The organism is Streptomyces sp. Q6, assembly GCF_036967205.1.
GTDB lineage: Bacteria > Actinomycetota > Actinomycetes > Streptomycetales > Streptomycetaceae > Streptomyces > Streptomyces citrinus.
In genome coordinates this window covers 2,302,747-2,325,772 of the sequence record NZ_CP146022.1, presented here as the reverse complement: position 1 = coordinate 2,325,772, position 23,026 = coordinate 2,302,747, and the positions used below count along the sequence as shown (strand labels likewise).

The following is a 23,026-nucleotide window of genomic DNA, read 5'->3' as shown; positions in this document are numbered from 1 at the left end:
CCTTCGCCCCAACCCCCAGTAAGGGAGCCTCAGCCCGTGGCCCGCTCGCTCGACGGTCTCTTCCTCGCCCCCGTGGCCGACCAGGCCCCAGGTCAGGTCGGTACGCGCACCCGCTTCGCCTACCAGGAGAGGGACGGCCGCGTCTGGGCCGCCTACGAAGGGGGCGACGTCGTCCAGGGACACCTGGTGGGCACGCGGTCCGGCGACCGGCTCGACTTCCGCTACGTGCAGCTGAAGACGGACGGATCGACGTCCTCGGGCCACTGCGTCTCGACCGTGTCCGAGCTGCCGGACGGACGCGTGCGGCTCGACGAGACCTGGGAGTGGGAGTCGCAGGAGGGCAGCGGCACCAGCGTGGTCGAGGAGATCGCCGTACCGGCCTGATCGTTCTTGATCGCTAAACCGGTGACACGTGTGCAGGACGTCACTGCGCGGGAGTGGCCCGCGCCGCTGACCGACTGAAGATCAGGTGCCTAAGGTGATCCCGTGAACGAGCAGCGGAACGGGACACCTTCAGGGCAGCGGCGCGTCGTCATCGTGGGCGCGGGAATGGCCGGCGTGCAGACCGCCGTGGCGCTGCGCGAACAGGGCTTCGCCGGTGCCGTCACGCTGATCGGCGCGGAACCCCATCAGCCCTACGACCGGCCGCCGTTGTCCAAGGCCGTGCTGCTCGGCAAGGCCGAGGGCTCCGCCTTCGACGTCGACTTCGAGGCCCTCGGCGTCACGCTCGACCTGGGCCGTGAGGTGACCGGCCTGCGCCCCGGCGACCACGAACTGGACACCGCGCGGGGCCCGGTCCCGTACGACGTCCTGGTCGTCGCGACGGGCGCCGAACCGATCCGTCTGCCGGGCGCGGAAGCCGTCCCCGGAGTGCATCTGCTGCGCACCCTGGACGACGCCGAGCGGCTGCGGCCCGTCCTCGCCGAGCAGCAGGACGTCGTGGTCGTGGGGGCCGGCTGGATCGGCGCCGAGTTCGCCACCGCCGCCCGTGAGGCCGGCTGCCGGGTCACCGTCGTGGAGGCGGCCGAGCGGCCGCTGGCCGGTGCGCTGCCCGCGGAGATCGCCGCCCCCATGGCGCGCTGGTACGCGGACGCCGGGGCCCGGCTGCGCACCGGCGCGCGCGTGGAGCGCGTCGAGACCGGCGAGGTGGTCCTGGACGACGGGACGCGGCTCCCGGCCGGCGCCGTCGTCGTCGGCATCGGCGCCCGCCCCGCCACCCGCTGGCTGGCCGGCTCCGGCATCACGCTGGGCGACCACCGCGAGGTCGTGGCCGACGAGCGGCTGCGCACGTCCGTGCCCGACGTGTACGCGGTGGGGGACTGCGCCTCGTTCCCCTCGGCGCGCTACGCGGAGCGCCTGCTCGTGCACCACTGGGACAACGCGCTCCAGGGGCCCCGCACGGTCGCGGCCAACATCATCGGTGAGACACCCGCCGTGTACGACCCGGTGCCCTACTTCTGGTCCGAGCAGTTCGGCCGCTTCGTCCAGTACGCGGGCCACCACGGCGCCGCGGACACCACGGTGTGGCGCGGCGACCCGGCCGGCGCCGCCTGGTCGGTGTGCTGGCTGCGGGACGGCGCCCTGGTCGCGGTCCTCGCCGTCGGCAAGCCCCGCGACCTCGCCCAGGGCCGCAAGCTCATCGAGGCGGGCACGGTCCTCGACCCGGAGCGACTGGCCGATCCGGCCCGCCCGCTCAAGGGCGCGGTGGCCTGACGAGGCCCGATCGCGTCAGGAAAACACCTGGTCAGACAGCCCCGACTTCCGACTGTCAGTCCGGGATGGCACGCTTGTCCTGTGACCGAGATTGACGCAAAGATCGATGCTCTCGTCCCCGACTGGCTCACCCTCCCCGACATCGCCGAGCAGTTGGGCATCGAGGTGACGCGTGTACGACAGCTGGTGAAGGAAGGCCAGCTGATCGCCGTACGCCGTGGTGAGAACAGGGCACTGCACGTGCCCGCCGACTTCATCGACGGCGACAAGATCGTCAAGGGGCTCGTCGGCCTCCTGACGGTCCTGAGGGACGACGGCTTCAGCGACGAAGAGATGCTGGAGTGGCTCTTCACCCCCGACGCGACCCTGCCGGGCACGCCCGCGCAGGCACTGAGCGAGAATCGCGGCACGGAGGTGAAGCGCCGCGCCCAGGCGCTCGCCGTCTGAACCTGACAACCGTCCGGCGTGCGCACCCCATGCCCTGGGGTGCGCACGCCACACCACTTACGGGGGGACCTCCATGGCGGACACCCAGCGTGCCCGGCTCGCCGATGCCCGGCTCTACCTGTGCACGGACGCGCGCAAGCGCCAGGGCGATCTGCCGGAGTTCCTCGACGCCGTCCTCGCGAGCGGCGTGGACATCGTGCAGCTGCGCGACAAGGGCATGGAGGCCGGCGAGGAGCTGGAGCACCTCGCCGTGTTCGCCGACGCGGCCCGCCGCCACGGCAAGCTCTTCGCGGTGAACGACCGGGCGGACGTCGCCCACGCCACCGGCGCGGACGTGCTGCACCTGGGCCAGGGCGACCTGCCCGTGCCTGCCGCCCGCGCGATCCTCGGCGAGGACGTCCTGATCGGCCGCTCCACGCACGCCGACGCGGAGGCCGCCGCGGCCGCCGTGCAGGACGGCGTGGACTACTTCTGCACCGGCCCCTGCTGGCCCACCCCCACCAAGCCCGGCCGGTACGCGCCCGGTCTCGACCTCGTGCGGTACACGGCGGGCCTCGGCACCGACCGCCCCTGGTTCGCCATCGGCGGCATCGACCTGGGCCATCTCGACGAGGTCCTGGAGGCCGGCGCCCGTCGCGTCGTCGTCGTACGGGCCATCACCGAGGCCGACGATCCGGGCGCCGCGGCGGCCGAGTTCGCGAAGCGCATGCGCACGGCGTGACGCCCGGCAGGCCCGCGCTCCGCCCGTCTGTCCGCAAGGTGGACGGGGATTAGGGGCAACCGGATTCCGTCAGTAACCTGCCCGTATGGCCCTAGGTACCGCTTCCACCAGGACTGATCGCGCCCGCACCGTGCGCGACATGCTCGCGTCCGGCAAGACGACGTACTCGTTCGAGTTCTCGGCGCCGAAGACCCCGAAGGGCGAGCGCAACCTGTGGAACGCGCTGCGCCGGGTGGAGGCCGTGGCGCCCGACTTCGTCTCCGTCACGTACGGGGCGGGCGGCTCCACGCGCGCCGGCACCGTGAAGGAGACGCAGCAGATCGTCGCCGACACGACGCTGACGCCGGTCGCCCACATCACGGCCGTCGAGCACTCCGTCGCCGAACTGCGCAACATCATCGGCCAGTACGCCGACGCCGGGATCCGGAACATGCTCGCGGTGCGCGGCGACCCGCCGGGCGACCCCATGGGCGACTGGATCTCGCACCCCGAGGGCCTCACGTACGCGGCCGAACTCGTCGAACTGATCAAGGAGTCGGGGGACTTCTGCGTCGGTGTCGCCGCGTTCCCCGCGATGCACCCGCGCTCCACGGACTGGGACTCCGACGTGCGGCGCTTCGTCGACAAGTGCCGGGCGGGCGCCGACTACGCGATCACGCAGATGTTCTTCTACCCGGAGGAGTATCTGCGGCTGCGCGACAAGGTCGCCGCCGCGGGCTGTGACACCCCGATCATCCCGGAATGCATGCCGGTGACGAGTGTGCGCATGCTCGAACGGCTGCCCAAGCTCAGCAACGCGGACTTCCCTCCGGCCCTGAAAGAGCGGATCCTCACAGCCAAAGACGATCCGGCCGCTGTACGCTCCATTGGCATCGAGTTCGCGACGGAGTTCTGCGCGAAGCTGCTTGACGAGGGTGTCCCGGGTCTGCACTTCATTACGCTCAACAACTCCACTGCGACACTGGAAATCTACGAAAACCTGGGCCTGCACGACCAGCGGGCCTGATGGGCCGTACCCACCTCGGGATACGGCCGTACGAGAGGGGCGTACATGGGCTGGGCGGTCCTCTACATCGCGTTCGGACTGGTGGCGCTGTGGCTTCTCGGTGAGGTGCTGCTCCAGTACAAGGCGCGGCTGCGCTGGCGACTGCTCGCCTTCGGCGGTTTCCTCGGAGTCGTCCTCGGTGTCCTGATGCCGTCGGTGATCGTCATCGGGCTCGGCGCGATCGCCTTCGCGATCGGCCAGACGTACGTCACGCTGTCGTTCCGCCGCGGCTTCGCCGCGGGCTGGGCGATCAAGCACGGACCCGCCGAGGAGGGCGGGGCCGAGACCCGTCCGAGCAAGCGCCGCAAGAAGGAACCCGTCCACCAGGACCCGACCCTTGAGGTCTCCGACCTGGAGTACGAGCAGAGCACGCCCGACTACGCGCACGCCCCGGAGTCCCCGGCCGAGAGCACCGCGGTGTACGCGACCACCGAGCCGATGCCCGACGACACCGGCCAGTACGGCGTCTACAGCGACTCGGCCTACGCCCAGACCGCCCAGGCGGGACAGAGCGCGCAGGGTTACGGCTACGACACGTCGTCCTTCGGCTACGACCAGCAGAACTACGGCTACGACGCCACCCAGCAGCCGTACGCGGCCCCCTACTCCGACCCGTACATCGGCGCGCAGACCTACCCCGCGCAGCCCCAGTACGGCGACCCGTACGCGACCGGGCAGCAGCAGTACGGCGACCCGTACGCGACGGCCACCGGCTACGGCTCGGACACTCCGCCCGGCGGCGTCTGGGTGCCGCAGCAGCGCAACGGCGACGAGCAGCAGCAGAGCTACGGCGGTGAACTCCCGCCGGAGCAGCCGTATCCCGCGTACCCGCAGCACGACCCGAACACCGGGTACGACACGGGGTACAACGAGCAGCAGTACCGCTACTGAGGCATCCCCCCGCGGCTCACTGGGAGCCGCGGAACTCGGGCCCCTCGACGATCAGTCCCGCCACGAGCGCCCCCGACATGCCCGCGTGCGGCAGCCCGCCGCCCGGATGGGACCACCCGCCGACCGTGAACAGGCCCGGCATCCCGGTGCTGTTCGCCGGGTGCAGCAGGCGCCCCTGAGCGGCGGCCAGGGCGGGCGCGGGAACCGCGCCGCCGGCCGCTCCGGTCGCCTCGGCGATGTCCCGCGGCGTACGGACCTCGTGCCAGAGCAGCCGCTCGCGCAGGTCGGGGACGGCCCGCTCGACCGCCGCCAGCACGCTCTCCACGTCGGCCTCGGCCACGCGCGCGTGCGCCGGCACGGCCACCGTGGCGGTCACCGCCTCGTGCCCGGCATCCGGCACCTGCGCCGCGTCACCGGGGCGCAGCACCGTGACCGTCGGTCTCACGGGCGGCGCTCCGCCGTCGAACAACCACGCCAGCTCGGCGTCCCGGTCCGCCCCGTGCACCACCGTCCGGTGCGCCGTCCCCTCGGGCCGGGCCCCGCGCAGCGCCAGATGGAGCGTCATCCGGGCGGGCACCGCCGACTCGGACTGCGCCGGTACCTCACCTCGTACGGAACGCCCGGACAGCAGCCCGTCCAGGACGCCCGGCGCGACGCCCGCCACCACGAACTCGGCGTCCTCCACCGAGCCGTCAGCCAGCTCGACACCCGCCGCGCGCCCGTCCTTCTCCACGATCCGGCTGACGGCGGCCCCGAATCTGAACTCGACCTTCCGCTTCAGGCAGCGGGCGTACACGGCATCCGCGAGCGCCCGCAGACCACCGGTCACCGCCCATGTCCCGAAGGTCTGCTCCATGTACGGCAGCACGGCCGCGCCGGCCGGAGCCGTACGGGGATCGAGGCCGTACGCCAGCGCGTACTGCTCCAGAAGTGCCACAAGGCGGGGATCTCCGCCCAGCTCGAACGCACCGATCTCGGCGAGGGTCGTCGCCGCGCTGTCCCTGCGCAGCAGGCGCCGCCGGACGACGGCGGGGTAGGGCTCGCGCTCGGCGAGCACCTGCCAGTTGGGCCACAGCGGCTCTTCCAGCAGGGGGCGGCGCGAGCGGTCCCAGGCCTCCCGGGCCCGGTTCATGAACGACGACCAGCGCGCGCCCGCGCCTTCGCCGACCGCCGCGTCCAGAGCCTCGGCCACGCCCGCGCGCCGCGCGTTCGGCAGGTCCGTCGTCGTGCCGTCCGCGAAGACATGGCGAACCGCGGGCTCCACCTGGGTCAGACCGATGAGGTCCTCCAGGGGCTCCTTGCCGGTCTTGATGAACAGGTCGCGGTAGACGGCGGGCAGGTGGAGCAGGCCGGGGCCCGTGTCGAACGCGAACCCGTCGCGCTCGATCGCGCCGACCGCTCCGCCGTACGTCGACGCGCGCTCCAGGACCACCGGTCGGTGGCCCGCGACGGCCAGCCGAGCGGCGGCCGCCATGGCGCCCATCCCCGCGCCGATCACCGCAATTCGTGCCATGCCAGGGACTTTATCCGGCGCCACCGACAACGCCGCTCCCAGGTCAGGGAGGCGGTGGCGACTCCCGGGCGAGCCGCTTCTCCTCGCGCCGCTGCGCCCGTCTGCGCAGGAACCTGCGGATGCGCCGGACCAGGAAGAACAACACCAGCAGACCCAGGACGAGCAGCACCGCCGCGATGATCGCGGCCGCCTCCGGATAGAACATCGCGAACGTCAGGATGCTGCCGACCCCGAGGTCCTCCGCGGTGCTCATCACGATGTTCGACACCGGCTCGGGCGACGTGTTGATCGCCATCCGGGTGCCGGCCTTCACGCTGTGGCTGGCCAGCGCCGTGGACCCGCCGATCGCCCCGGCCGCCAGATCGGACAGCGAACCGGTCTGCCCGGCGAGCAGAGCTCCGACGACCGCGCCGGACACCGGCCGGATCACGGTGTGCACCGTGTCCCACGCCGAGTCCACGTACGGGATCTTGTCGGCGACCGCCTCGCACAGGAAGAGCACTCCCGCGACGATCAGGACGTCCGGACGCTGCAACGACTCGGGAACCTCGTCGGTCAGCCCGGTCGCGCCGAAGATGCCGAGCAGCAGGACCACCGCGTACGCGTTGATGCCGCTCGCCCAGCCACTGGTGAACACCAGGGGGAGTACGGACACGGACAAGATCGTAACCAGTAGGGAACTCTTCGTGCCTGGGGATGAGCGCGCACGTCTGAGTATCCGTACCTAGGGAGGGAGATGAGTAGCAGCGCGGATGGGCTCCCACCTGCGCAGACGGAAGAGTGGTGGGCACGGAGAGGGGCACGGTTCCGGCACCGCCGACACGGGGCGGCGGAACGGACGCGGTGCCCTTGGCCGCTCCTCTCGCCCTCGGGGCGGGAGCGAGGCACGGGGGACCCGGGGGAGACCGCACGGGGTCCGACGGGGGAACAACGGGGGATGCGCCGGTCCGGTGAGGCCTGAGAAAGACCACAGGCCCTGCCGGACCGGCGCTTCACATGAAGGTCACGCTTTTCCGGTCAGCGACTGGCCTCCGCCCACGCGCCCCTGAAGGAGCAGCGACAGCGCGGCGTGCACATCGTCCAGGGACCGCTCCGACTGGAACGCCTGCCAGTCCAGGGCGGCCACGAGAACCATGCCCACGAGAGCGGCCGCGGTGAGCGGCACGTCGATCTCGTCGCTCAGCTCGCCGGCCTCCACGGCGCCGCGCAGCACCCCCTCGACGACGGCCACCGCCTCCTGGCGGACCACGGCGAGCGTGGACTGCCAGGCACGGTTGGTGCGCCACAGTTCGGCCACGTACAGCTGGGTGAAGGCCGGGTACTCGTCGATGAACACGAGACCCGCGCGGATCATCGCGTCCAGGGCGTCGACCTTGCTGCCGCCCTTCTCGTCCGTCTTCCGCGCCGCTTCCCTGAGGGAGGCGGTGAGGAGCCCGACGCCGTGCCGCAGCAGCTCCTCGAAGAGGACCGACTTGCTGGCGAAGTTGTAGTAGACCGTGCCCTTCGCGACCCCTGCGCGCTCCGCGATCTCGTCGACCGTCGTCGCGGAGAAACCCTGCTCCGCGATGAGCGTGACGGCTGCCTCGTAGAGCTTCTGCCGGGTGGCCTGGCGCCGTGTGCTGCTTTCCATGCCCCCGATTCTCACAGGCCGCCGTGTGGGCGCGCTCACAGGCTCAGCTCGGGGTGCAGCCGGTCCAGGGTCCACACCTGCTTGCGCCGGGCCGTCAGGGCGGTGAGCGCGAGCGCGCCCGCCGTGAACGCCGCCAGCACCGCGCACGCCTGCCACACGGGGCCGAGCCCGCCGCCGGAGATGAGGTGCCGCAGGGCCTCCACCACGTAGCTCATGGGCAGGAACGGGTGGATCGCGTTGAAGAAGCCGGGGCTCGTCTGCACGGGATACGTGCCGCCCGCCGACGTCAGCTGGAGCATCAGGAAGGCGAGGACCAGGATGCGGCCCGCGGCCCCGAAGCGGGCGTTCAGCCATTGCACGATGGCCGCGAAGCAGGCGGTGACCAGGCACAGGAACCCGACCGTGCCGGCCGCGTGCAGCATCTGCAGGCCGAGCGCCCAGTGGAGGACGGACATCAGGGCGGCCACCTGGAGGAGGCCGAGCGCGGCGACGGGCAGCCAGCCCGCGAGTGCCACCCGCCAGGACGAGGCGCCCACGGCGAGGGCCCGCCGGTTGAGCGGCTGGATCAGCATGTAGGCGACCATGGCGCCCACCCACAGGGACAGCGGAATGAAGTACGGGGCGAAACCCGTCCCGTAGTTGGGCGCGTCGTGCAGCGACTGGGAGGCCAGCCGCACCGGATCGGCCATCACTTCGGTGCGCTGATCGCGGTCCTTCTTGTCGTAGTCGGGGATCCGTCCGACCCCGTCGTGCAGCCCGCCCGCCAGCTTCCCGGAGCCGTCGGCCAGCTTGAACATGCCGCCGTTGAGGTCCTTCGCGCCGGTCTTCAGCCTGCCGACCCCGGAGTCGAGCGCACCGGAGCCGGTCTTCGCCGTACCGAGACCTGTATGCAGCGTCTTGGCGCCCGCGGCGACCTGCCCCGCGCCCTTGTTGAGCTTGTTGATCTGAGCGACCGCGTCCTCGACGTCCTTGTCGAGCGTCGGGGCCCGCTTCGCCAGCGCCTCGGACTGCTTCTGGAGGGTCGCCAGATGGCCGTCCATCAGGTCGAGGTCGCCGTTCTCGTCCTGGATCAGGGTGTTGAGGTCGTCCGAGACCGTGGCGACGTCCTCGGCGGCCGTCCTGGCCTTCTTGAGGTCCGGGCAGGCGGGGTCGTCGAGCAGCGCCTTCTCGCAGCGCTTCTCGTAGATCCCGGCCAGGATGTCGGACCCCGCGTGGGCGCCCGCGCGCGCGGTGGGCGCGATCTTCACCAGGTCGTCCAGGTTGTGCCGGATGCCCTTCGCGGAGTCGGCGACGAGCCGGGCGGTGTCGCCGATCTGCTTCTTGTTGCCCTTCAGGAAGGGCAGGACCTGGTCCGCGGCGCCGTTGACCTTGTCGGCGAGCACCTGTGTGCCGTCGGCGACCTGCCGGGAGCCCGTCTCCAGGTCACCGGATCCCTTGTCGAGCTTCTTCAGGCCGCGCGCCAGGTCACCGCTGCCCTTCTTGGCGTCCTTCAGGCCGTCGGCCAGATCCTTGGAGCCCTTCTTGGCCTTGCCGATGCCGCCCTTGAGGTCGTCCGCGCCCTTGGCCGCCTTCTTGGTCGCGTCATGGATGTCGGAGAACGAGATGAAGATCTTGTCGAGGAAGGAGCGCGAGGCGTTCGTGGACGCGGCGGAGCGCACCTCGGAGAAGACCGTGCGGGAGATCTGCCCGACGATGTAGTTGTTCGCGTCGTTCGTCCGCACCTGGAGCGCGCCGGTCTCGGGGGAGTCGCCCGAACTGGACGCGATGCGCTCGCTGAAGTCCTTCGGCATGGTCAGCGACAGGTAGTACGTGCCGTTCTCCACGCCCTTGTCGGCCTGCGCGGCGCTGACCTCGTGCCACTGGAAGGTGTCGCTGTCGTACAGGCCCCGGGTGATGTCGTCGCCCGCGGTGATCCTCTTGCCGGCCGCGCTCGCTCCCTTGTCGTCGTTGACGAGCGCCACGGGGATCTTGTCGAGCCGCCCGTACGGGTCCCAGAAGGACCACAGGTACAACGCCCCGTAGAGCAGCGGCAGCAGCAGAAGGGCGACGAGCGCGGCGCGCGGCAGTTTCCCCCTGCCGAAGCGCCTGAGCTCAAGCGCGGCCAGCTTCGGTGAGCGCATCGGCCGCCTCCTTGTCGGTGTCGGAGGTGTCGGAGGTGTCGGAGGGGTCCGTGGTGCCGGTGGTCCTTGTGGTGTCCGCGGACGCGGTCGAGACGACCGTCGCGCCCTCCGGGGCCTCGCTACACACGGCCAGGACCGTGGTCCCGGCGTCGGCGATCGCCCTCAACTGGTCCCAGACCGCGGCCCGTTCGGCGTCCGCGAGCTTGAGGTCGGTGTCGTCCACGCCGAGCAGGAGGGGGCGGCCGATCAGAGCGAGAGCGAGCGAGAGGCGCAGCGCCTCGGCGCGCTCCAGATCGCGCACGGAGGTCCGGCCCCCCTTGGGCAGCGCCTCGCGGTCGAGCCCCGCCGCCTTCAGCGCCGTGTCGATCCGCAGCTTCGCCTCGGTCACGCGCTCGCCGCGCGGCCGCAGCAGCGAGCGCAGCGAACCGTCGAACCGCCTTTGCAGCAGCGCCCGTTCCCGCAGGTGCTCGGCCACCGTGAGGGCGGGATCGAGGTCGGTCACCCCGGGCACGTGCGCGAGCGCGCTCACCCGGCGCACCGCGCCCAGCTGCTTCGGCAGCCGGAACCCGCCGACCGCGGCCGTCCCCTCGGAGGCGCGCATCCGCCCCGTCAGGGCGAGCAGCAGACAGGTGCGGCCGCTGCCCGAAGGCCCCTCGATCGCGATGAGTGATCCGGGCGCCGCGTCCACCTCGACGCCCCTGAAGGCCCACCCCCGCGGACCCTTCAGGCCGAACCCCTCGGCGGTGACGGCGGCGCCGCCCTCCCGGCCGACCGCGTCCACGACCGCCCCCCTCTTTTGAACTGACTGGTCAGTGCAAAAGCTAGCCCGAACCTTCGATCGAAGCAAAAGCCCAGGTCAGAGCCGATTGTCAGTGGCGTACTCCACGATGGGCACATACGGCCACTGCGCCGTCACACAGACGACAGGAGGTTCGTCATGGCCAGGAACACCGCAGCAGCCGCGCGCCGCCGCACCGCCACCGGCCCTGCCCCCTCACTGACCGGACCGCCGAGCGACGTCCACCCGGTCCTGCGCCGGGCCGGCGCCCCGCCCGCCGCCCTCGATCTGCTCGCCCAGGCCCGCGCCGGACTCGACGAGGCGACCGTCCTCGACGCGCCCAACGAGCGGTACGCGACAGCCCACCTGGCCGCCCTGCGCACCGCGGCCGCCGTGCTCGCCGCCCGTGGCAGGCCCGAGCCCACGCCCAAGCGCCGCGCCAGGATCCGGAGCGCCTGGGAAGTGCTCCCCGAGATAGCGCCCGAACTGATCGAGTGGAGCGCCCTGTTCGCCTCGGGGGCGACCAAGCGCGCCCGCGCGGAGGCGGGCATACGCGACGCGGCCACCGCCCGCGACGCCGACGACCTGCTGCGCGACGTGGCGATGTTCCTCCGTCTCGTCGAGCGCATGCTCGTCCTGCAACCGGTGCTGCCGCAGCCCCGCCGGGACGGCGCCGACCGGACCGTGATGGACGCCTTCGACTCCAGGAACGCCAGGATCGCCGAGGATGCCGAGGGCTCCGAGGGCAGGGAGGTGCCGGACGCGGGGTGAGCGGGCGCGGGCCGCGTGCGGTGCGGGCATGGGCGATGACCGGGGCCCATTAGGGTGGAGGCGCCCGAACCTGTTCATGCTCCGCCACCAGCCGGAGCCGCGCCGAGGAGTCACCTGCAGTGTCGGACCCCAGTCGCCCCCGCGCCGCCCTCCGTACCGCCGTGGTCTGGGACGTTCTCAAAGACTCGCTCGACCGACGCGCCAAGTCCGCGGGCGGCCAGGTCCTTGACGTCCTCGACACCGGAGGCGGCAGCGGCAACTTCGCGGTGCCGGTCGCCCGTCTGGGTCACCGCGTCACCGTCGTCGACCCCAGCCCGAACGCGCTGTTCGCGCTGGAGCGCCGCGCCGCCGAGGCCGGGGTCGCCGACCGGGTGCGCGGCGTCCAGGGCGACATCTCGGGCCTGTTCGACGTCGTCGAGCGGGACGGGTACGACGCGGTCCTGTGCCACGGAGTCCTCGAGTACGTCGACGACCCGGCGGAGGGCGTGCGCAACGCGGTGGGCGCGCTGCGCTCCGGCGGCGTGCTCAGCCTGCTCGCCGCGGGCCTCGGCGGCGCCGTGCTCGCGCGGGCCCTGGCCGGCCACTTCAAGGAGGCCAGGCAGGCGCTCGACGACCCGGCGGGCCGCTGGGGCGAGGGCGACCCCGTACCGCGGCGCTTCACCGCCGACCAGCTCTCCGCGCTCGTCGCCGACGAGGGCGTGGATGTCGGCGCCGTGCACGGTGTGCGGGTCTTCGCGGACCTCGTCCCCGGCGTCCTCGTGGACACCGAGCCGGGCGCCCTCCAGGAGCTCCTCAAGCTGGAGGCGGCCGCCGCGGAACTGCCCGCCTTCCACGCCGTGGCCACCCAACTGCACGTGCTCGGCGAGAAGCGGGCGGCCGAAGCGGCCTGAGCGGCTCCGGCGCTGCGCCGCTGATCAGCGGCGCAGCGGCAGATGGAGTACGCCACAGGCCCCCCGATCGGGCGCCCGGCGCCGTATGATCTGGGTAGACCGTCCGGCATGACGGGTCGGCCACCGGGGAATGACGCCTCAGTGAGCCGGAACGGCGTGACGCGGTCCGGAATGGTGAAGTTGGCGTAGAGGGGCGGGTTTCACGGGGGCGATTCCCTGCCTATCCTGAAGGGGACCCCCGGTCGCCCCGGCGACTGCACGATGAGGAGGACTCCGTGCCGCTCTCGGAGCACGAGCAGCGAATGCTCGAGCAGATGGAGCGAGCGCTGTACGCCGAAGATCCCAAGTTCGCGACAGCGCTTGAGGGAAGCGGGCTGCGTACGTACACCCGACGTCGGGTCTACCAGGCAGTCGCGGGCTTCCTGGTGGGTATCGCGCTCCTCATGGCAGGTATGGTCGCGCAGCAGATCTGGATCAGCGTGGTGGGATTCCTCGTCATGCTGGGCTGTGCCGTGCTCGCCGTCACCGGATGGCGCAAAGCGCCGAAGCCGGGCGAACAGCCCGCGGCCGGTGCCGTGCCAGGTGCCCCCGCAGGGCGACGGCAGGCGAAGGCGAAGCGCTCGATGATGGACCGGATCGAGCAGCGCTGGCAGCGCCGCAGGGACGAGCAGGGCGGCCGCTGAGCGGCTCCGCGCCGACCGTTGCAGACACACGTGAAGACATGCGTGAAGGGTGACCGCCTCGGGCGGTCACCCTTTGTGCGTAACGGGGCCTGACCTCTTGGCGGGACCGGAAGGCGCCGGTCACCCTTCGGGGAGTCCGGCGCCTTCCGCTCTGCTCGGTCAGCCTTCCTGGCTCGAAGGCCGGGACGGACCTGAAGGGCTCGAAGCCCCGGAGCGTCGCCGGTCGAGCGCCGCGGTCCAGCGGGCGCGCAGCCCCGCCGCGAAGGTCTCCCAGCGCCGTGCGACCGCCCACGCCACCCGTACGGCCGAGCGCGGCGCGAACGTCGCCCGCAGGCGCGTCGTCCGGCTCATGTTGGCGTGCAGTCCGTCGCAGACACGGTGCACGTCCTCGCCGAGCCCCGACGCGGGCTGCGGCCGTGGCGCGTACAGCACCTGCTCCACCGCGGCCGCCGCCCGGTGCACGGCCTCCGCGGCCGCCGTGTCGAGCCGGCCGACCCGCACGATACGGGCCGCCGCCTTCCGCGGGGTCTGCGAATCGTCCGGCAGGATGCCGTGGTCCCAGGCCGTGTCCGTCACCTCGCGCCAGGCCGCCAGGGTGCGCCCGGCGATGTCGGCGTCCGTGCGCCCCGAGGAGCCCAGGCGCAGCGCCCTGACGCGTTTGCGCCACAGCATCGGCAGCAGGGGCACCACGAGCACCAGGAGACCGGCCAGCGTCGCCAGCAGGATCGTGCCGAACGGCGGGCCGTCGTCCGTGGAGCCACCGATCGCCGCCGGCGCGGTGTTGCCGCAGCTGCCGTCCTTGCGCTGGGCCAGCGAGCAGCTCTCCGAGGAGGAGGGCTGGGAGGCCGACGGCGCGTCGGACGTGGAGGCGCTCGGCGCCGCCTGGTCGGTGGAAGAGCCCGACGGCGTGTTGTCCTGTGTGTACTCCGGGACCGTCCCGCGGTTCGGCGTCGGCTCGAAGCGGGTCCAGCCCACGCCCTCGAAGTACAGCTCCGGCCAGGCGTGCGCGTCGCGCAGCCCCACCGAGTAGTTCCCGTCACCCGCGGGCGAGCCCGGGGTGAAGCCCACCGCGACCCGGGCCGGAATGCCCAGCGTCCTGGCCATCGCCGCCATCGAGAAGGAGAAGTGGACGCAGAAGCCCTCCTTCTCCTTGAGGAAACGGGCGATGGCGGCGGAGCCGCTGCCGGCCGACACCTCGGTGTTGTACGTGAAGCCGCCGCTGACCGCGAAGTAGTCCTGGAGCTTCACCGCGCGCTCGTAGTTGTTCGCCGCGCCCTCGGTGACCCGCAGCGCGGTCTGTTCCACGACGTCCGGCAGCGAATCCGGCACCTTCGTGAACTCGCGGACCAGATCGCCCGGGGGCGGCCCCGATGCGGCCAGCTGCTCCGCCGTCGGCTGCACGATCAGGCTGTTGACCGTGTACGTCTTCCCGCGCGTCGTCTGCCCGTGGTCTCCCACCAGGGTCCGGCCGACCTGCTCGTACCGCCAGCGTCCGCCGATCTCCACGCGGGTCGCGGGGAACGGCATCGGCAGCCAGTCCTGCGCGTACTCGTCCGCCGCCGAGATCGTGGTCTTGATCTCGGTCCTGCGGACGTCCGCGTCCAGACCGCGCGGGCTGGGGAGCGGGGAGGGCACGGCGGTGATGCTGCGCACCGAGGGGCGCCAGTTCGTGCCGTCGAAATCGTCGAGCGCCACGATCCGCAGATACATGTCGGAGGTCTGCTCGGCGTTCGTCCGGTACGCCATCACCTCCCGGTCCTCCGGCTCGTTCAGGCTGTCCTTCAGCGAGACCAGCGGGTTGACCGCGGAGATCGTGCCGCCGCCGCCCGTCCCGCTGCCCACGCCGGTGCCGGACGTGCCGAGCAGGCCGCCGTCGAGGGCCGGCAGGGCGAGCGGCACCACCAGGGCGATGCCGAGGGCCAGTACGCCGATCCTGCGGCCGGTGCGGACCGGGGCGAGCACGCCGCTCCCGCCGTCCGCCTGCATGCCACCGCCCGGCGCGCGCGACGTACCGCCGAAGACCCGGCCCCACTGCGAGAGCCGGTCGCGGCCCTCGGCGAGCAGCAGCACGAGATAGCCGCCGGCCGCGAGCACGAACCACAGCCAGGCGGCGCCGCCCTGGGACAGCCCGGCGGCCACCGAGTACAGGGCGAGCAGCGGCAGTCCCGCCGGGGCCGCGCTGCGGAACGTCACCGCGAGCGCGTCCACCGCGAGCCCGATCACCAGCGCGCCGCCCACCAACATCAGCCGGATGCCGTCGGTCAGCGGCGCCGGGATCGCGTACCGGCTCACGTCGTCGCCGCCCGCTTGGAACAGCTCGCCGAAGTGCCGGAACGCGTCCGGGCCCGGGAGCACCGCGCCGAGCGCCTGGTCGTGGGCGAAGACGAGGGTGAGCAGCAGGAGCGACACCACGGCCTGCGCCAGGACCGTCAGCGGTCGCGCGAGCGGTACCCGGCGGGCCGCCGCGCCCACCGCGGCCTGGATCACCAGCAGCACCGCGGCCTGGATGATCCACGTGGACCGGTCGACGAGCGGGAGCAGCGAGCAGGTGGCCAGGAACGTGGCCAGCGTCGCGCAGATCGAAAGGCGGGCACCGCCGCTCATGACCAACCCCCCAAGGTGCTGGGGGCGCCGGACAGTCCCGTACGCTCCCGGTCCGCCTGCCGCCACACGTCCGCCATGGGCGCGCCCGGCGGCACCGCCACCGTGGTCCAGCCCGCCTCCCGCAGCATGCGCAGCCGCTCCGCGCAGCGCTGCGAGGGCGGCGAGCCCGGACCCTGGAGCCAGGACTCGCTGTCCAGGAGGAAGGCCACGGCGCCGCCGGAGCGCTGCCGCATCCGCACGGCGACGGCGGCCTGTTCCTCGTCCAGATCGCCGAAGAAGGCGATCAGAAGCCCTTCGTTCCCGCTGCGCAGCACGTCGTAGGCGGGCGAGAGCGTGTAGCCGTCGGAATGGTCGACCACGGCGAGCGTGTCCATCATCAGGCCCGCCGCGTCCGCCGACTCCTGGCTGGCGCCCGCGAACCCGTCGGTGCCCTCGCCCGGCACCGCGGTGCCCGTGTCCGTCAACAGGCGGACGGAGAAGCCCCGTTCCAGCATGTGCACCAGGGCCGAGGCCGAGCCGGACACCGCCCATTCGAAGGCCGAGTCCGGGCCCGCGCCCTGGAAGGCGGTGCCGCGCGTGTCGAGGAGCACGGTGCAGCGGGCCCGCTGCGGCTGCTCCTCGCGGCGCACCATCAGCTCGCCGTACCGCGCGGTCGACCGCCAGTGGACGCGGCGCAGGTCGTCGCCATGCCGGTAGCCGCGCGGGATCACGTCGTCCTCGCCGGCCAGGGCGAGCGAGCGCTGCCGCCCGTCCCCGTACCCCTTGGCCTCACCGGTGAGCCGCACCGGAGGCAGCGCCTCCACCCGCGGGATCACGGTCAGGGTGTCGTACGTCGAGAAGGACCTGGTCAGTTCGCACATGCCGAAGGGGTCGGTCAGGCGCAGCTGGAGCGGGCCCAGCGGATAGCGGCCGCGCAGATCCGAGCGGACCCGGTACGACACCTCGCGGCGGCCGCCCGCCTCGACCCGGTCGAGGACGAAGCGGGGCCGCGGACCGAGCACGTAGGGAACCCGGTCCTGGAGCATCAACAGGCCCGTCGGCAACCGGGAGATGTTGTCCATACGGAGATGGACGCGCGCCTCGGAACTCGCGGGCACGCGCGCGGGGGAGAGCCGGCGGCTGCCCGCGACCCGGTAGCGGGTGCGGTACAGGACGCCCGCGCACACCAGCGGCAGGGCGGCGAGCAGGAGTCCGACCCGGAGCAGATCGCTCTGCCCGAGGACGTAGGCGCAGATCGCCGCGGCGATGCCGGCGGCGAGGAACGAACGGCCGCGCGTGGTCAGTCCGGCGAGCGCCGTGCGCAGGCCGCTCTTGTCACCCTTGTCGTTCGTCGCGCCGTCGCCGTCCGTGAATCCGCCCCCCGGATCCGCCCCGTAGTACCCCCCGGACGCCATCACAGCCTCCGTGTGCCGGGCGGCTGCTGGCCGTACATCGGAGCGGCCGTGTTGGTGTAGCCGTGCGGCGGCGCCTGCGGGGCGCGGGTGTCGGCGGCGGGGACCGGGGTGCGCTGCAGGATGTCGAGCACGACCTGCTCGGCCGTGCGCCGGTTCAACTGGGCCTGCGCGGTGGGCAGCAGACGGTGCGCCAGGACGGCGACGGCCAGCGACTGCACATCGTCGGGCAGCGCGTACTCCCGGCCGCTGAGGGCCGCCGACGCCTTCGCGGCGCGCAGCAGGTGCAGCGTCGCGCGCGGGGACGCGCCGAGTCTCAGGTCCGGGTGGGTGCGCGTGGCCGCGACCAGCTCCACCGCGTAGCGCCGTACGGCGTCGGCGACATGGACGGAGCGGACGGCGTCGACCAGCTTCACGATCTCGTGCGCGTGGGCCACCGGCTGGAGGTCGTCCAGCGGGTTCACCCCGCCGTGGATGTCCAGCATCTGCAACTCGGCCTCCGCGCTGGGATAGCCGATGGAGACTCGGGCCATGAAACGGTCGCGCTGGGCCTCCGGCAGCGGGTAGGTGCCCTCCATCTCGACCGGGTTCTGCGTCGCCACCACCATGAAGGGGCTGGGCAGTTCGTAGGTCTTGCCGTCGATGGTGACCTGGCGCTCCTCCATGGACTCCAGGAGCGCGGACTGCGTCTTGGGCGACGCGCGGTTGATCTCGTCGCCGATCACGATCTGCGCGAAGATCGCGCCCGGCTTGAACTCGAAGTCCCGCCGCTGCTGGTCGAAGATGGACACACCGGTGATGTCCGACGGCAGCAGGTCGGGAGTGAACTGGATGCGGCGCACCGAGCAGTCGATGGACCGCGCCAGCGCCTTGGCGAGCATCGTCTTGCCGACGCCCGGTACATCCTCGATGAGCAGGTGCCCCTCGGCGAGGAGCACGGTCAGCGAAAGCCGTACGACCTCCGGCTTGCCCTCGATCACACCCTCCACCGACCTGCGTACGCGCTCCACAGTGGTGGTCAGATCAGTGAGGCTCGCTCGATCGTCATAGGTCGTCACCCGGCCCTCCTCGGCCCGTACTTTCCCGGGCCGACGCTCTGTGACGCGGACCGGCCCACCCCGAAACACGGACACCACGCGCGAAGAGTTCCGTCGCTCGCGCGGGGTGCCACACACGCATTCTTGTTGGCGTTACCGGTTCGTGTCACTCGCCTGTGGATAACTGGCCGCGATATGTCGGGTCTTACGACCTTTTGAGGTGAAGGTCGACCGGTCCGGAAGGTCAGGCCGGGTCGATCTCGCGCAGCAGGCCGGTCTTCACGTCGAAGACGAAGCCGCGCACGTCGTCGGTGTGCAGCAGGAAGGGAGAGGTGCGCACCTTCTGGATGGACTGCCGCACGTCCTGGTCGACGTCGCGGAATCCCTCCACCGCCCAGCTCGGCCGCTGTCCGACCTCCATCTCCAGCTCGTGCCGGAACTCCTCGGTGAGGGACTCCAGGCCGCAGCCGGTGTGGTGGATGAGGACCACGCTGCGGGTGCCGAGCGCCCGCTGACTGATGGTGAGCGAACGGATCACGTCGTCGGTGACGACACCGCCCGCGTTGCGCACGGTGTGGCAGTCGCCGAGCTCCAGGCCGAGGGCGTCGTGCAGGTCGAGGCGGGCGTCCATGCAGGCCACGACGGCGACCCGGAGCACCGGGCGGGCGTCCATGCCCGGATCGGTGAACGCGGAGGCGTAGCGGGCGTTCGCGTCGACCAGGCGGTCGGTGACGGTGCCGGTGGATATGGCGCCTTCGGACGGGACGGAAGCGGAAGTCGTCATGCCCCGACGTTACTGGTCACGGGCGGTGGCAGCCCGCTGTGAGAGAGGACAAAGAACATCAATGAGCCTTGTTGTGAGCTAACCCACAGGGGTGGCCCGGCCTCGGCCGCACGGGTGAATTCGACCGGTACGCGGCTTCATGCCGATGCGGTCCGCGACGCGCAGGCCGGTTGATTGACCGAGGGGCGCCGTGGACTAAAGTGACGCCGACCCCAGATAACCACGCAACGATGCAACACGGAGATCCCGGTACCGCCGGGCGCTCCCCGCGTGCGCGGCGCGTACGTACGGCTCGGCCTCCTCCCGCTCCGGTCGGCCGGCGTCACTTCCCCGGCGCCGGTGGACCACCATCCCCTTCACGAGCGGGCGGGGACCCGGCAGTGCGTACCGCCGCCGCGCCGGACCTGAGAGGGCCTCTTGAGTCAGCGACACGTCCCGGTCATGCTCCAGCGCTGCTTGGACCTGCTGGCCCCCGCCCTCGCCGAGCCGGGCGCGGTCGTCGTCGACTGCACGCTCGGGCTCGGCGGTCACAGCGAGGCCCTGCTCTCCACGTTCCCCTCGTGCCGCCTCGTCGCCCTCGACCGCGACAAGGAAGCGCTGCGCCTCTCCGGCGAGCGCCTCGCGCCCTTCGGCGACCGCGCCACCCTCGTGCACGCCGTCTACGACGAACTGCCCGACGTCCTCGACCGATTGGGCATCCCGCGCGTCCAGGGCGTCCTGTTCGACCTCGGCGTCTCCTCCATGCAGCTCGACGAGGCCGACCGCGGCTTCGCGTACGCGCAGGACGCGCCGCTCGACATGCGCATGGACCAGACGACCGGGATGAGCGCCGCCGAGGTCCTCAACACGTACGCGCCGGGCGAGTTGGTGCGGATCCTGCGCCAGTACGGCGAGGAGAAGCAGGCCAAGCGCATCGTCTCGGCCATCGTGCGCGAGCGCGAGAAGGAGCCGTTCAGCAACAGCGCGCGGCTCGTCGAGCTGATCCGCGACTCCCTGCCGCAGGCCGCCAAGCGCACCGGCGGAAACCCGGCCAAGCGCACCTTCCAGGCGCTGCGCATCGAGGTCAACGGCGAGCTGAGCGTCCTGGAGCGGGCCGTTCCCGGTGCCGTGAAGGCGCTCGCGGTCGGCGGCCGGATCGCCGTCCTGTCGTACCACTCGCTGGAGGACCGCCTGGTCAAGCAGGTGTTCGCGGCCGGTGCCGCCACCACGGCGCCGCCCGGTCTGCCGGTCGTCCCCGAGCGCTACCAGCCGCGCCTGAAGCTCCTCACGCGTGGCGCCGAGCTTCCCACCGAAGAAGAGGTCGCCGAGAACCGCCGGGCCGCTCCGGCACGGCTGCGGGGTGCGCAGCGCATCCGCGAGGATGTCGAGGGATGAGGGCCGAGTGAGGCACGCGCGCGTGGAGGGGTGTTCATGAGCGCCAGGAGTGGCTCGAAAGGTTCCAAGAGCGCGCGAGGCGCTCAAGGGTCCCGAGGCGAACTGCGGGCCAGGGCCGCGAGACTCGCGCGGCTCCTTCCGCTCTCCCCGTCCGGCGGAGCCCAGGCCGCGCGCACACCGTTCGTCCTCCTCGTCGTGCTGCTGCTCGGCGGGGGTCTCATCATGCTGCTGATGCTGAACTCCTCGCTCAATGAAGGATCGTTCAAGCTCAGCAAGCTCAAGAAGCAGACCACCGAGCTCACCGACGACGAGCAGGAACTCCAGCGCGAGGTGGACTCCTACTCGGCCCCGGACGCTCTCCAGCGCCGGGCCCGCGAGCTCGGCATGGTGTTCGGCGGCGACCCCGCCTTCCTCGATCCCGACGGCACCGTCCGCGGCATGCCGACCCCCGCCTCGCTGCCCTCGCCGCTGCGCACGCAGGCGCCGAGGCCGCCGGAAGCGGTACGTCCGGCGCCGACCGCGCCCTCCTCGTCGGCCCCCGCCGCCTCGGCCCCGGGAAAAGCGACGCCTTCCACCGAACCGTCCGGGCAGCCGAGCACGAACACCTCGGTGAAGCCCGCGGCCTCCGCCCCTTCGACCTCCGGCAGGTGACGCCATGACCGACAGGGAGCCTCCGCGCCGCCGCGTGCCAGGACCCACGCGCCCGGTCAGATCGGCCCGGCCCGGAGCCCAGCGGCGCCCGGGTCCCGGCGCACGCCCCGCCGCACGGCGCCCGCGCCCCGCACGTCCGAAGTCCTCCACCCCGCTGCGCCTGGGCAGTCCCCGGCCGCGCCTGCGCATGGTGAGCCTGGGCCTCACGCTCGTCCTCATGGTCTTTGTCGTACGGCTTCTCCAGGTCCAGGGCGTCGACGCGAGCGCGTACGCCGCGAAGGCCCAGCTCAACCGCTACGTCAGCCACACCATCGCCGCCGAGCGCGGCGGGATCACCGACCGCAGCGGCGTCTCGCTGGCGTCGAGCGTGGACGCGTACGACATCACCGCCGACCCCACGCTGTTCACGCGCAAGGCGACCGAGGTGAAGGACGCGCCCGAGCAGGCCGCGGCGCTCCTCTCGCCGATCATCGGGGTCGACGCCGCCGAGCTGACCAAGAAGCTGAAGACGAAGAACACCCGTTATGTGCGGCTCGCCGCGCGGCAGACGCCGCAGGTCTGGAAGCAGATCAAGGACCTGCGCTCCACGCTGAACGAGAAGGCGAACGCCGAGGGGCGCGAGGCGAGCGTCCTCTCCGGCGTCCTGTCCGACCCGAGCAGCAAGCGCGTGTACCCGAACGGGGACCTCGCCGCCGGGATACTGGGCTGGGTCAACGCCGACGGCAAGGGCGGCGGCGGTGTCGAGCAGCAGCTCGACAAGGAGCTCTCGGGCAAGGACGGCAAGATCCGCTACGCCCAGTCCGGCGGCCGGCAGGTGCCGACCGCCGGCAGCACCGAGCAGCCCGCGGTGTCCGGCTCGAACGTCGAGCTGACCATCGACCGCGACATCCAGTGGGCCGCGCAGAACGCGATCTCCGAGCAGGTGAAGAAGTCCGGGGCCGACCGCGGCTACGTGATAGTGCAGGACACGCGGACCGGCGAGGTCCTGGCCATGGCGAACGCGCCCGGCTTCGACCCGAACGACCTGTCGCAGGCGAACGCGGCCGCCCTCGGCAACGCGGCGCTCCAGGACGCGTACGAGCCGGGCTCCACCGCCAAGGTCATGTCGATGGCGGCCGTCCTCGAGGAGAACGTGGCGACCCCGTCGACCCACGTCACCGTGCCCAACCGGCTGCACCGCGGCGACCGCCTCTTCCAGGACGACATCGACCATCCGACCTGGCACCTCACGCTCAACGGCGTGCTCGCCAAGTCCAGCAACATCGGCACCATCCTGGCGACCGGCCAGCTCGGCGCCACGCAGCCCGAGGCCAACCGGAGCCTGTACTCGTACCTGCGCAAGTTCGGCATCGGCGAGCAGAGCGGTCTCGGCTTCCCCGGCGAGACGTCCGGCATCCTCGCCGCACCGGACAAGTGGTCCACCTCGCAGCAGTACACGATCCCCTTCGGCCAGGGCTTCTCCATCAACGCGATGCAGGCGGCCTCCGTGTACTCGACCATCGCCAACGGCGGCGTACGGATCGAGCCGACCCTCGTGCGCGGAACCAAGGGGCCCGACGGCCGGTTCACGCCCGCGGCCAAGCCCAAGCAGACCCGTGTCGTCAGCGAGAAGACGGCGAAGACGGTCGCGCGGATGCTGGAGTCCGTCGTCGACGACGAGGAGGGGACGGGGACCAAGGCCCGTATCCCGGGCTACCGCGTCGCGGGCAAGACGGGTACGGCCAACCGCGTCGATCCGGCCACCGGCCGCTACAAGGGCTACACCTCGTCGTTCGCCGGGTTCGCGCCGGCGGACAAGCCACGCGTCACCGTCTACTGCGCGATCCAGAACGCCACGAAGGGGAGTTACTTCGGCGGTCAGATCTGCGGGCCCATCTACAAGCAGGTCATGGAGTTCGCCCTGAAGACCCTGCAAGTGCCTCCCACGGGCGCCGAGCCCGCGCGGCTCCCCGTCGCTTTCCAGCCATGACGGGCCGTGACCAT

General features: G+C 71.9%; 21 protein-coding genes. 12 read left to right on the top strand and 9 right to left on the bottom strand.

Annotated features, from left to right (window positions below; translation table 11 throughout):
• Positions 1–36 precede the first annotated feature (36 nt).
• The 6 genes from V2W30_RS10855 to V2W30_RS10830 all read left to right on the top strand — a co-directional run bounded on the left by V2W30_RS10855 (position 37) and on the right by V2W30_RS10830 (position 4,817).
• A complete protein-coding gene (locus V2W30_RS10855) occupies positions 37–384 on the top strand; it encodes a hypothetical protein (RefSeq protein WP_338695706.1) in 348 nt (115 codons plus the stop codon).
• A gap of 165 nt (positions 385–549) precedes the next feature.
• Entirely contained in the window at positions 550–1,713 is a 1,164-nt protein-coding gene (locus V2W30_RS10850) for an NAD(P)/FAD-dependent oxidoreductase (RefSeq protein ID WP_425244674.1), read from the top strand.
• Positions 1,714–1,794: 81 nt separating this feature from the next.
• Entirely contained in the window at positions 1,795–2,160 is a 366-nt protein-coding gene (locus tag V2W30_RS10845; protein WP_338695703.1) for an Rv2175c family DNA-binding protein, read from the top strand.
• A gap of 73 nt (positions 2,161–2,233) precedes the next feature.
• Positions 2,234–2,881: a thiamine phosphate synthase gene (gene thiE / locus V2W30_RS10840; protein WP_338695701.1), complete on the top strand. Its 648-nt coding sequence runs from the start codon at positions 2,234–2,236 to the stop codon at positions 2,879–2,881.
• A gap of 85 nt (positions 2,882–2,966) precedes the next feature.
• Positions 2,967–3,887 carry a methylenetetrahydrofolate reductase [NAD(P)H] gene (metF, locus tag V2W30_RS10835; RefSeq protein WP_338695700.1) on the top strand — a complete coding sequence of 307 codons (921 nt, stop codon included), beginning with the start codon at positions 2,967–2,969 and terminating at the stop codon, positions 3,885–3,887.
• A 45-nt stretch (positions 3,888–3,932) separates the two neighbouring features.
• The gene (locus V2W30_RS10830; protein WP_338695699.1) at positions 3,933–4,817 is read left to right on the top strand and encodes a hypothetical protein; all 885 of its coding nucleotides are present in this window, start codon (positions 3,933–3,935) and stop codon (positions 4,815–4,817) included.
• A 16-nt stretch (positions 4,818–4,833) separates the two neighbouring features.
• On the opposite strand, the gene V2W30_RS10825 is transcribed toward V2W30_RS10830, so the two are convergent.
• From V2W30_RS10825 to V2W30_RS10805, 5 genes are all read right to left on the bottom strand, one after another.
• Positions 4,834–6,330, bottom strand: coding sequence for an NAD(P)/FAD-dependent oxidoreductase (locus V2W30_RS10825; protein ID WP_338695697.1), 1,497 nt, complete (start codon positions 6,328–6,330; stop codon positions 4,834–4,836).
• A gap of 43 nt (positions 6,331–6,373) precedes the next feature.
• Positions 6,374–6,985, bottom strand: coding sequence for a DUF4126 domain-containing protein (locus V2W30_RS10820; RefSeq protein ID WP_338695695.1), 612 nt, complete (start codon positions 6,983–6,985; stop codon positions 6,374–6,376).
• Positions 6,986–7,333: 348 nt separating this feature from the next.
• Positions 7,334–7,960 (bottom strand): TetR/AcrR family transcriptional regulator, encoded by a 627-nt coding sequence (locus V2W30_RS10815; RefSeq protein WP_338695693.1) that lies wholly within the window; start codon positions 7,958–7,960, stop codon positions 7,334–7,336.
• 35 nt (positions 7,961–7,995) lie between these two features.
• Entirely contained in the window at positions 7,996–10,080 is a 2,085-nt protein-coding gene (locus V2W30_RS10810) for a YhgE/Pip domain-containing protein (RefSeq protein WP_338695691.1), read from the bottom strand.
• Positions 10,052–10,861 carry an ATP-binding cassette domain-containing protein gene (locus V2W30_RS10805; protein WP_338695689.1) on the bottom strand — a complete coding sequence of 270 codons (810 nt, stop codon included), beginning with the start codon at positions 10,859–10,861 and terminating at the stop codon, positions 10,052–10,054. Before V2W30_RS10805 ends, V2W30_RS10810 begins: the two co-directional genes overlap by 29 nt.
• 156 nt (positions 10,862–11,017) lie before the next feature.
• Here V2W30_RS10805 and V2W30_RS10800 point away from each other — a divergent pair, with 156 nt between their 5' ends.
• The 3 genes from V2W30_RS10800 to V2W30_RS10790 all read left to right on the top strand — a co-directional run bounded on the left by V2W30_RS10800 (position 11,018) and on the right by V2W30_RS10790 (position 13,202).
• Positions 11,018–11,629, top strand: coding sequence for an SAV_6107 family HEPN domain-containing protein (locus V2W30_RS10800; protein ID WP_338695687.1), 612 nt, complete (start codon positions 11,018–11,020; stop codon positions 11,627–11,629).
• Positions 11,630–11,748: 119 nt separating this feature from the next.
• Positions 11,749–12,519, top strand: a complete 771-nt coding sequence (locus V2W30_RS10795) for a class I SAM-dependent methyltransferase (protein WP_338695685.1) — start codon at positions 11,749–11,751, stop codon at positions 12,517–12,519.
• A 275-nt stretch (positions 12,520–12,794) separates the two neighbouring features.
• On the top strand, positions 12,795–13,202 hold the full coding sequence (locus V2W30_RS10790; protein WP_338695683.1) for a DUF3040 domain-containing protein: 408 nt from the start codon (positions 12,795–12,797) through the stop codon (positions 13,200–13,202).
• Positions 13,203–13,361: 159 nt separating this feature from the next.
• Here the strand turns inward: V2W30_RS10790 and V2W30_RS10785 are convergent, their stop codons facing one another.
• The 4 genes from V2W30_RS10785 to V2W30_RS10770 all read right to left on the bottom strand — a co-directional run bounded on the left by V2W30_RS10785 (position 13,362) and on the right by V2W30_RS10770 (position 19,018).
• Entirely contained in the window at positions 13,362–15,806 is a 2,445-nt protein-coding gene (locus tag V2W30_RS10785) for a DUF3488 and transglutaminase-like domain-containing protein (protein ID WP_338695681.1), read from the bottom strand.
• Positions 15,803–17,200 carry a DUF58 domain-containing protein gene (locus V2W30_RS10780; RefSeq protein WP_338695679.1) on the bottom strand — a complete coding sequence of 466 codons (1,398 nt, stop codon included), beginning with the start codon at positions 17,198–17,200 and terminating at the stop codon, positions 15,803–15,805. The genes V2W30_RS10785 and V2W30_RS10780 overlap by 4 nt, the downstream gene beginning before the upstream one ends.
• Positions 17,200–18,255, bottom strand: a complete 1,056-nt coding sequence (locus V2W30_RS10775) for a MoxR family ATPase (protein ID WP_338695677.1) — start codon at positions 18,253–18,255, stop codon at positions 17,200–17,202. The genes V2W30_RS10780 and V2W30_RS10775 overlap by 1 nt, the downstream gene beginning before the upstream one ends.
• Before the next feature lie 223 nt (positions 18,256–18,478).
• Positions 18,479–19,018 carry a carbonic anhydrase gene (locus tag V2W30_RS10770; RefSeq protein ID WP_338695674.1) on the bottom strand — a complete coding sequence of 180 codons (540 nt, stop codon included), beginning with the start codon at positions 19,016–19,018 and terminating at the stop codon, positions 18,479–18,481.
• 417 nt (positions 19,019–19,435) lie between these two features.
• On the opposite strand from V2W30_RS10770, the gene rsmH reads away from it, so the two are divergent.
• The 3 genes from rsmH to V2W30_RS10755 are packed head-to-tail and all read left to right on the top strand — an operon-like array spanning position 19,436 to position 23,012.
• Positions 19,436–20,392, top strand: a complete 957-nt coding sequence (gene rsmH, locus V2W30_RS10765) for a 16S rRNA (cytosine(1402)-N(4))-methyltransferase RsmH (protein ID WP_338695672.1) — start codon at positions 19,436–19,438, stop codon at positions 20,390–20,392.
• A 36-nt stretch (positions 20,393–20,428) separates the two neighbouring features.
• Positions 20,429–21,043, top strand: coding sequence for a septum formation initiator family protein (locus V2W30_RS10760; RefSeq protein ID WP_338695670.1), 615 nt, complete (start codon positions 20,429–20,431; stop codon positions 21,041–21,043).
• 4 nt (positions 21,044–21,047) lie between these two features.
• On the top strand, positions 21,048–23,012 hold the full coding sequence (locus V2W30_RS10755; RefSeq protein WP_338695668.1) for a penicillin-binding protein 2: 1,965 nt from the start codon (positions 21,048–21,050) through the stop codon (positions 23,010–23,012).
• Positions 23,013–23,026 lie beyond the last annotated feature (14 nt).

Excerpts from the sequence above, each read along its gene's own strand:
- V2W30_RS10850 (WP_425244674.1), top strand. The coding sequence starts at position 550 with ATGGCCGGCGTGCAGACCGCCGTGGCGCTGCGCGAACAGGGCTTCGCC.
- thiE (WP_338695701.1), top strand. The coding sequence starts at position 2,234 with ATGGCGGACACCCAGCGTGCCCGGCTCGCCGATGCCCGGCTCTACCTG.
- metF (WP_338695700.1), top strand. The coding sequence starts at position 2,967 with ATGGCCCTAGGTACCGCTTCCACCAGGACTGATCGCGCCCGCACCGTG.
- V2W30_RS10830 (WP_338695699.1), top strand. The coding sequence starts at position 3,933 with ATGGGCTGGGCGGTCCTCTACATCGCGTTCGGACTGGTGGCGCTGTGG.
- V2W30_RS10825 (WP_338695697.1), bottom strand. The coding sequence starts at position 6,330 with ATGGCACGAATTGCGGTGATCGGCGCGGGGATGGGCGCCATGGCGGCC.
- V2W30_RS10815 (WP_338695693.1), bottom strand. The coding sequence starts at position 7,960 with ATGGAAAGCAGCACACGGCGCCAGGCCACCCGGCAGAAGCTCTACGAG.
- V2W30_RS10810 (WP_338695691.1), bottom strand. The coding sequence starts at position 10,080 with ATGCGCTCACCGAAGCTGGCCGCGCTTGAGCTCAGGCGCTTCGGCAGG.
- V2W30_RS10800 (WP_338695687.1), top strand. The coding sequence starts at position 11,018 with ATGGCCAGGAACACCGCAGCAGCCGCGCGCCGCCGCACCGCCACCGGC.
- V2W30_RS10785 (WP_338695681.1), bottom strand. The coding sequence starts at position 15,806 with ATGAGCGGCGGTGCCCGCCTTTCGATCTGCGCGACGCTGGCCACGTTC.
- V2W30_RS10780 (WP_338695679.1), bottom strand. The coding sequence starts at position 17,200 with ATGGCGTCCGGGGGGTACTACGGGGCGGATCCGGGGGGCGGATTCACG.
- V2W30_RS10770 (WP_338695674.1), bottom strand. The coding sequence starts at position 19,018 with ATGACGACTTCCGCTTCCGTCCCGTCCGAAGGCGCCATATCCACCGGC.
- V2W30_RS10760 (WP_338695670.1), top strand. The coding sequence starts at position 20,429 with ATGAGCGCCAGGAGTGGCTCGAAAGGTTCCAAGAGCGCGCGAGGCGCT.
- V2W30_RS10755 (WP_338695668.1), top strand. The coding sequence starts at position 21,048 with ATGACCGACAGGGAGCCTCCGCGCCGCCGCGTGCCAGGACCCACGCGC.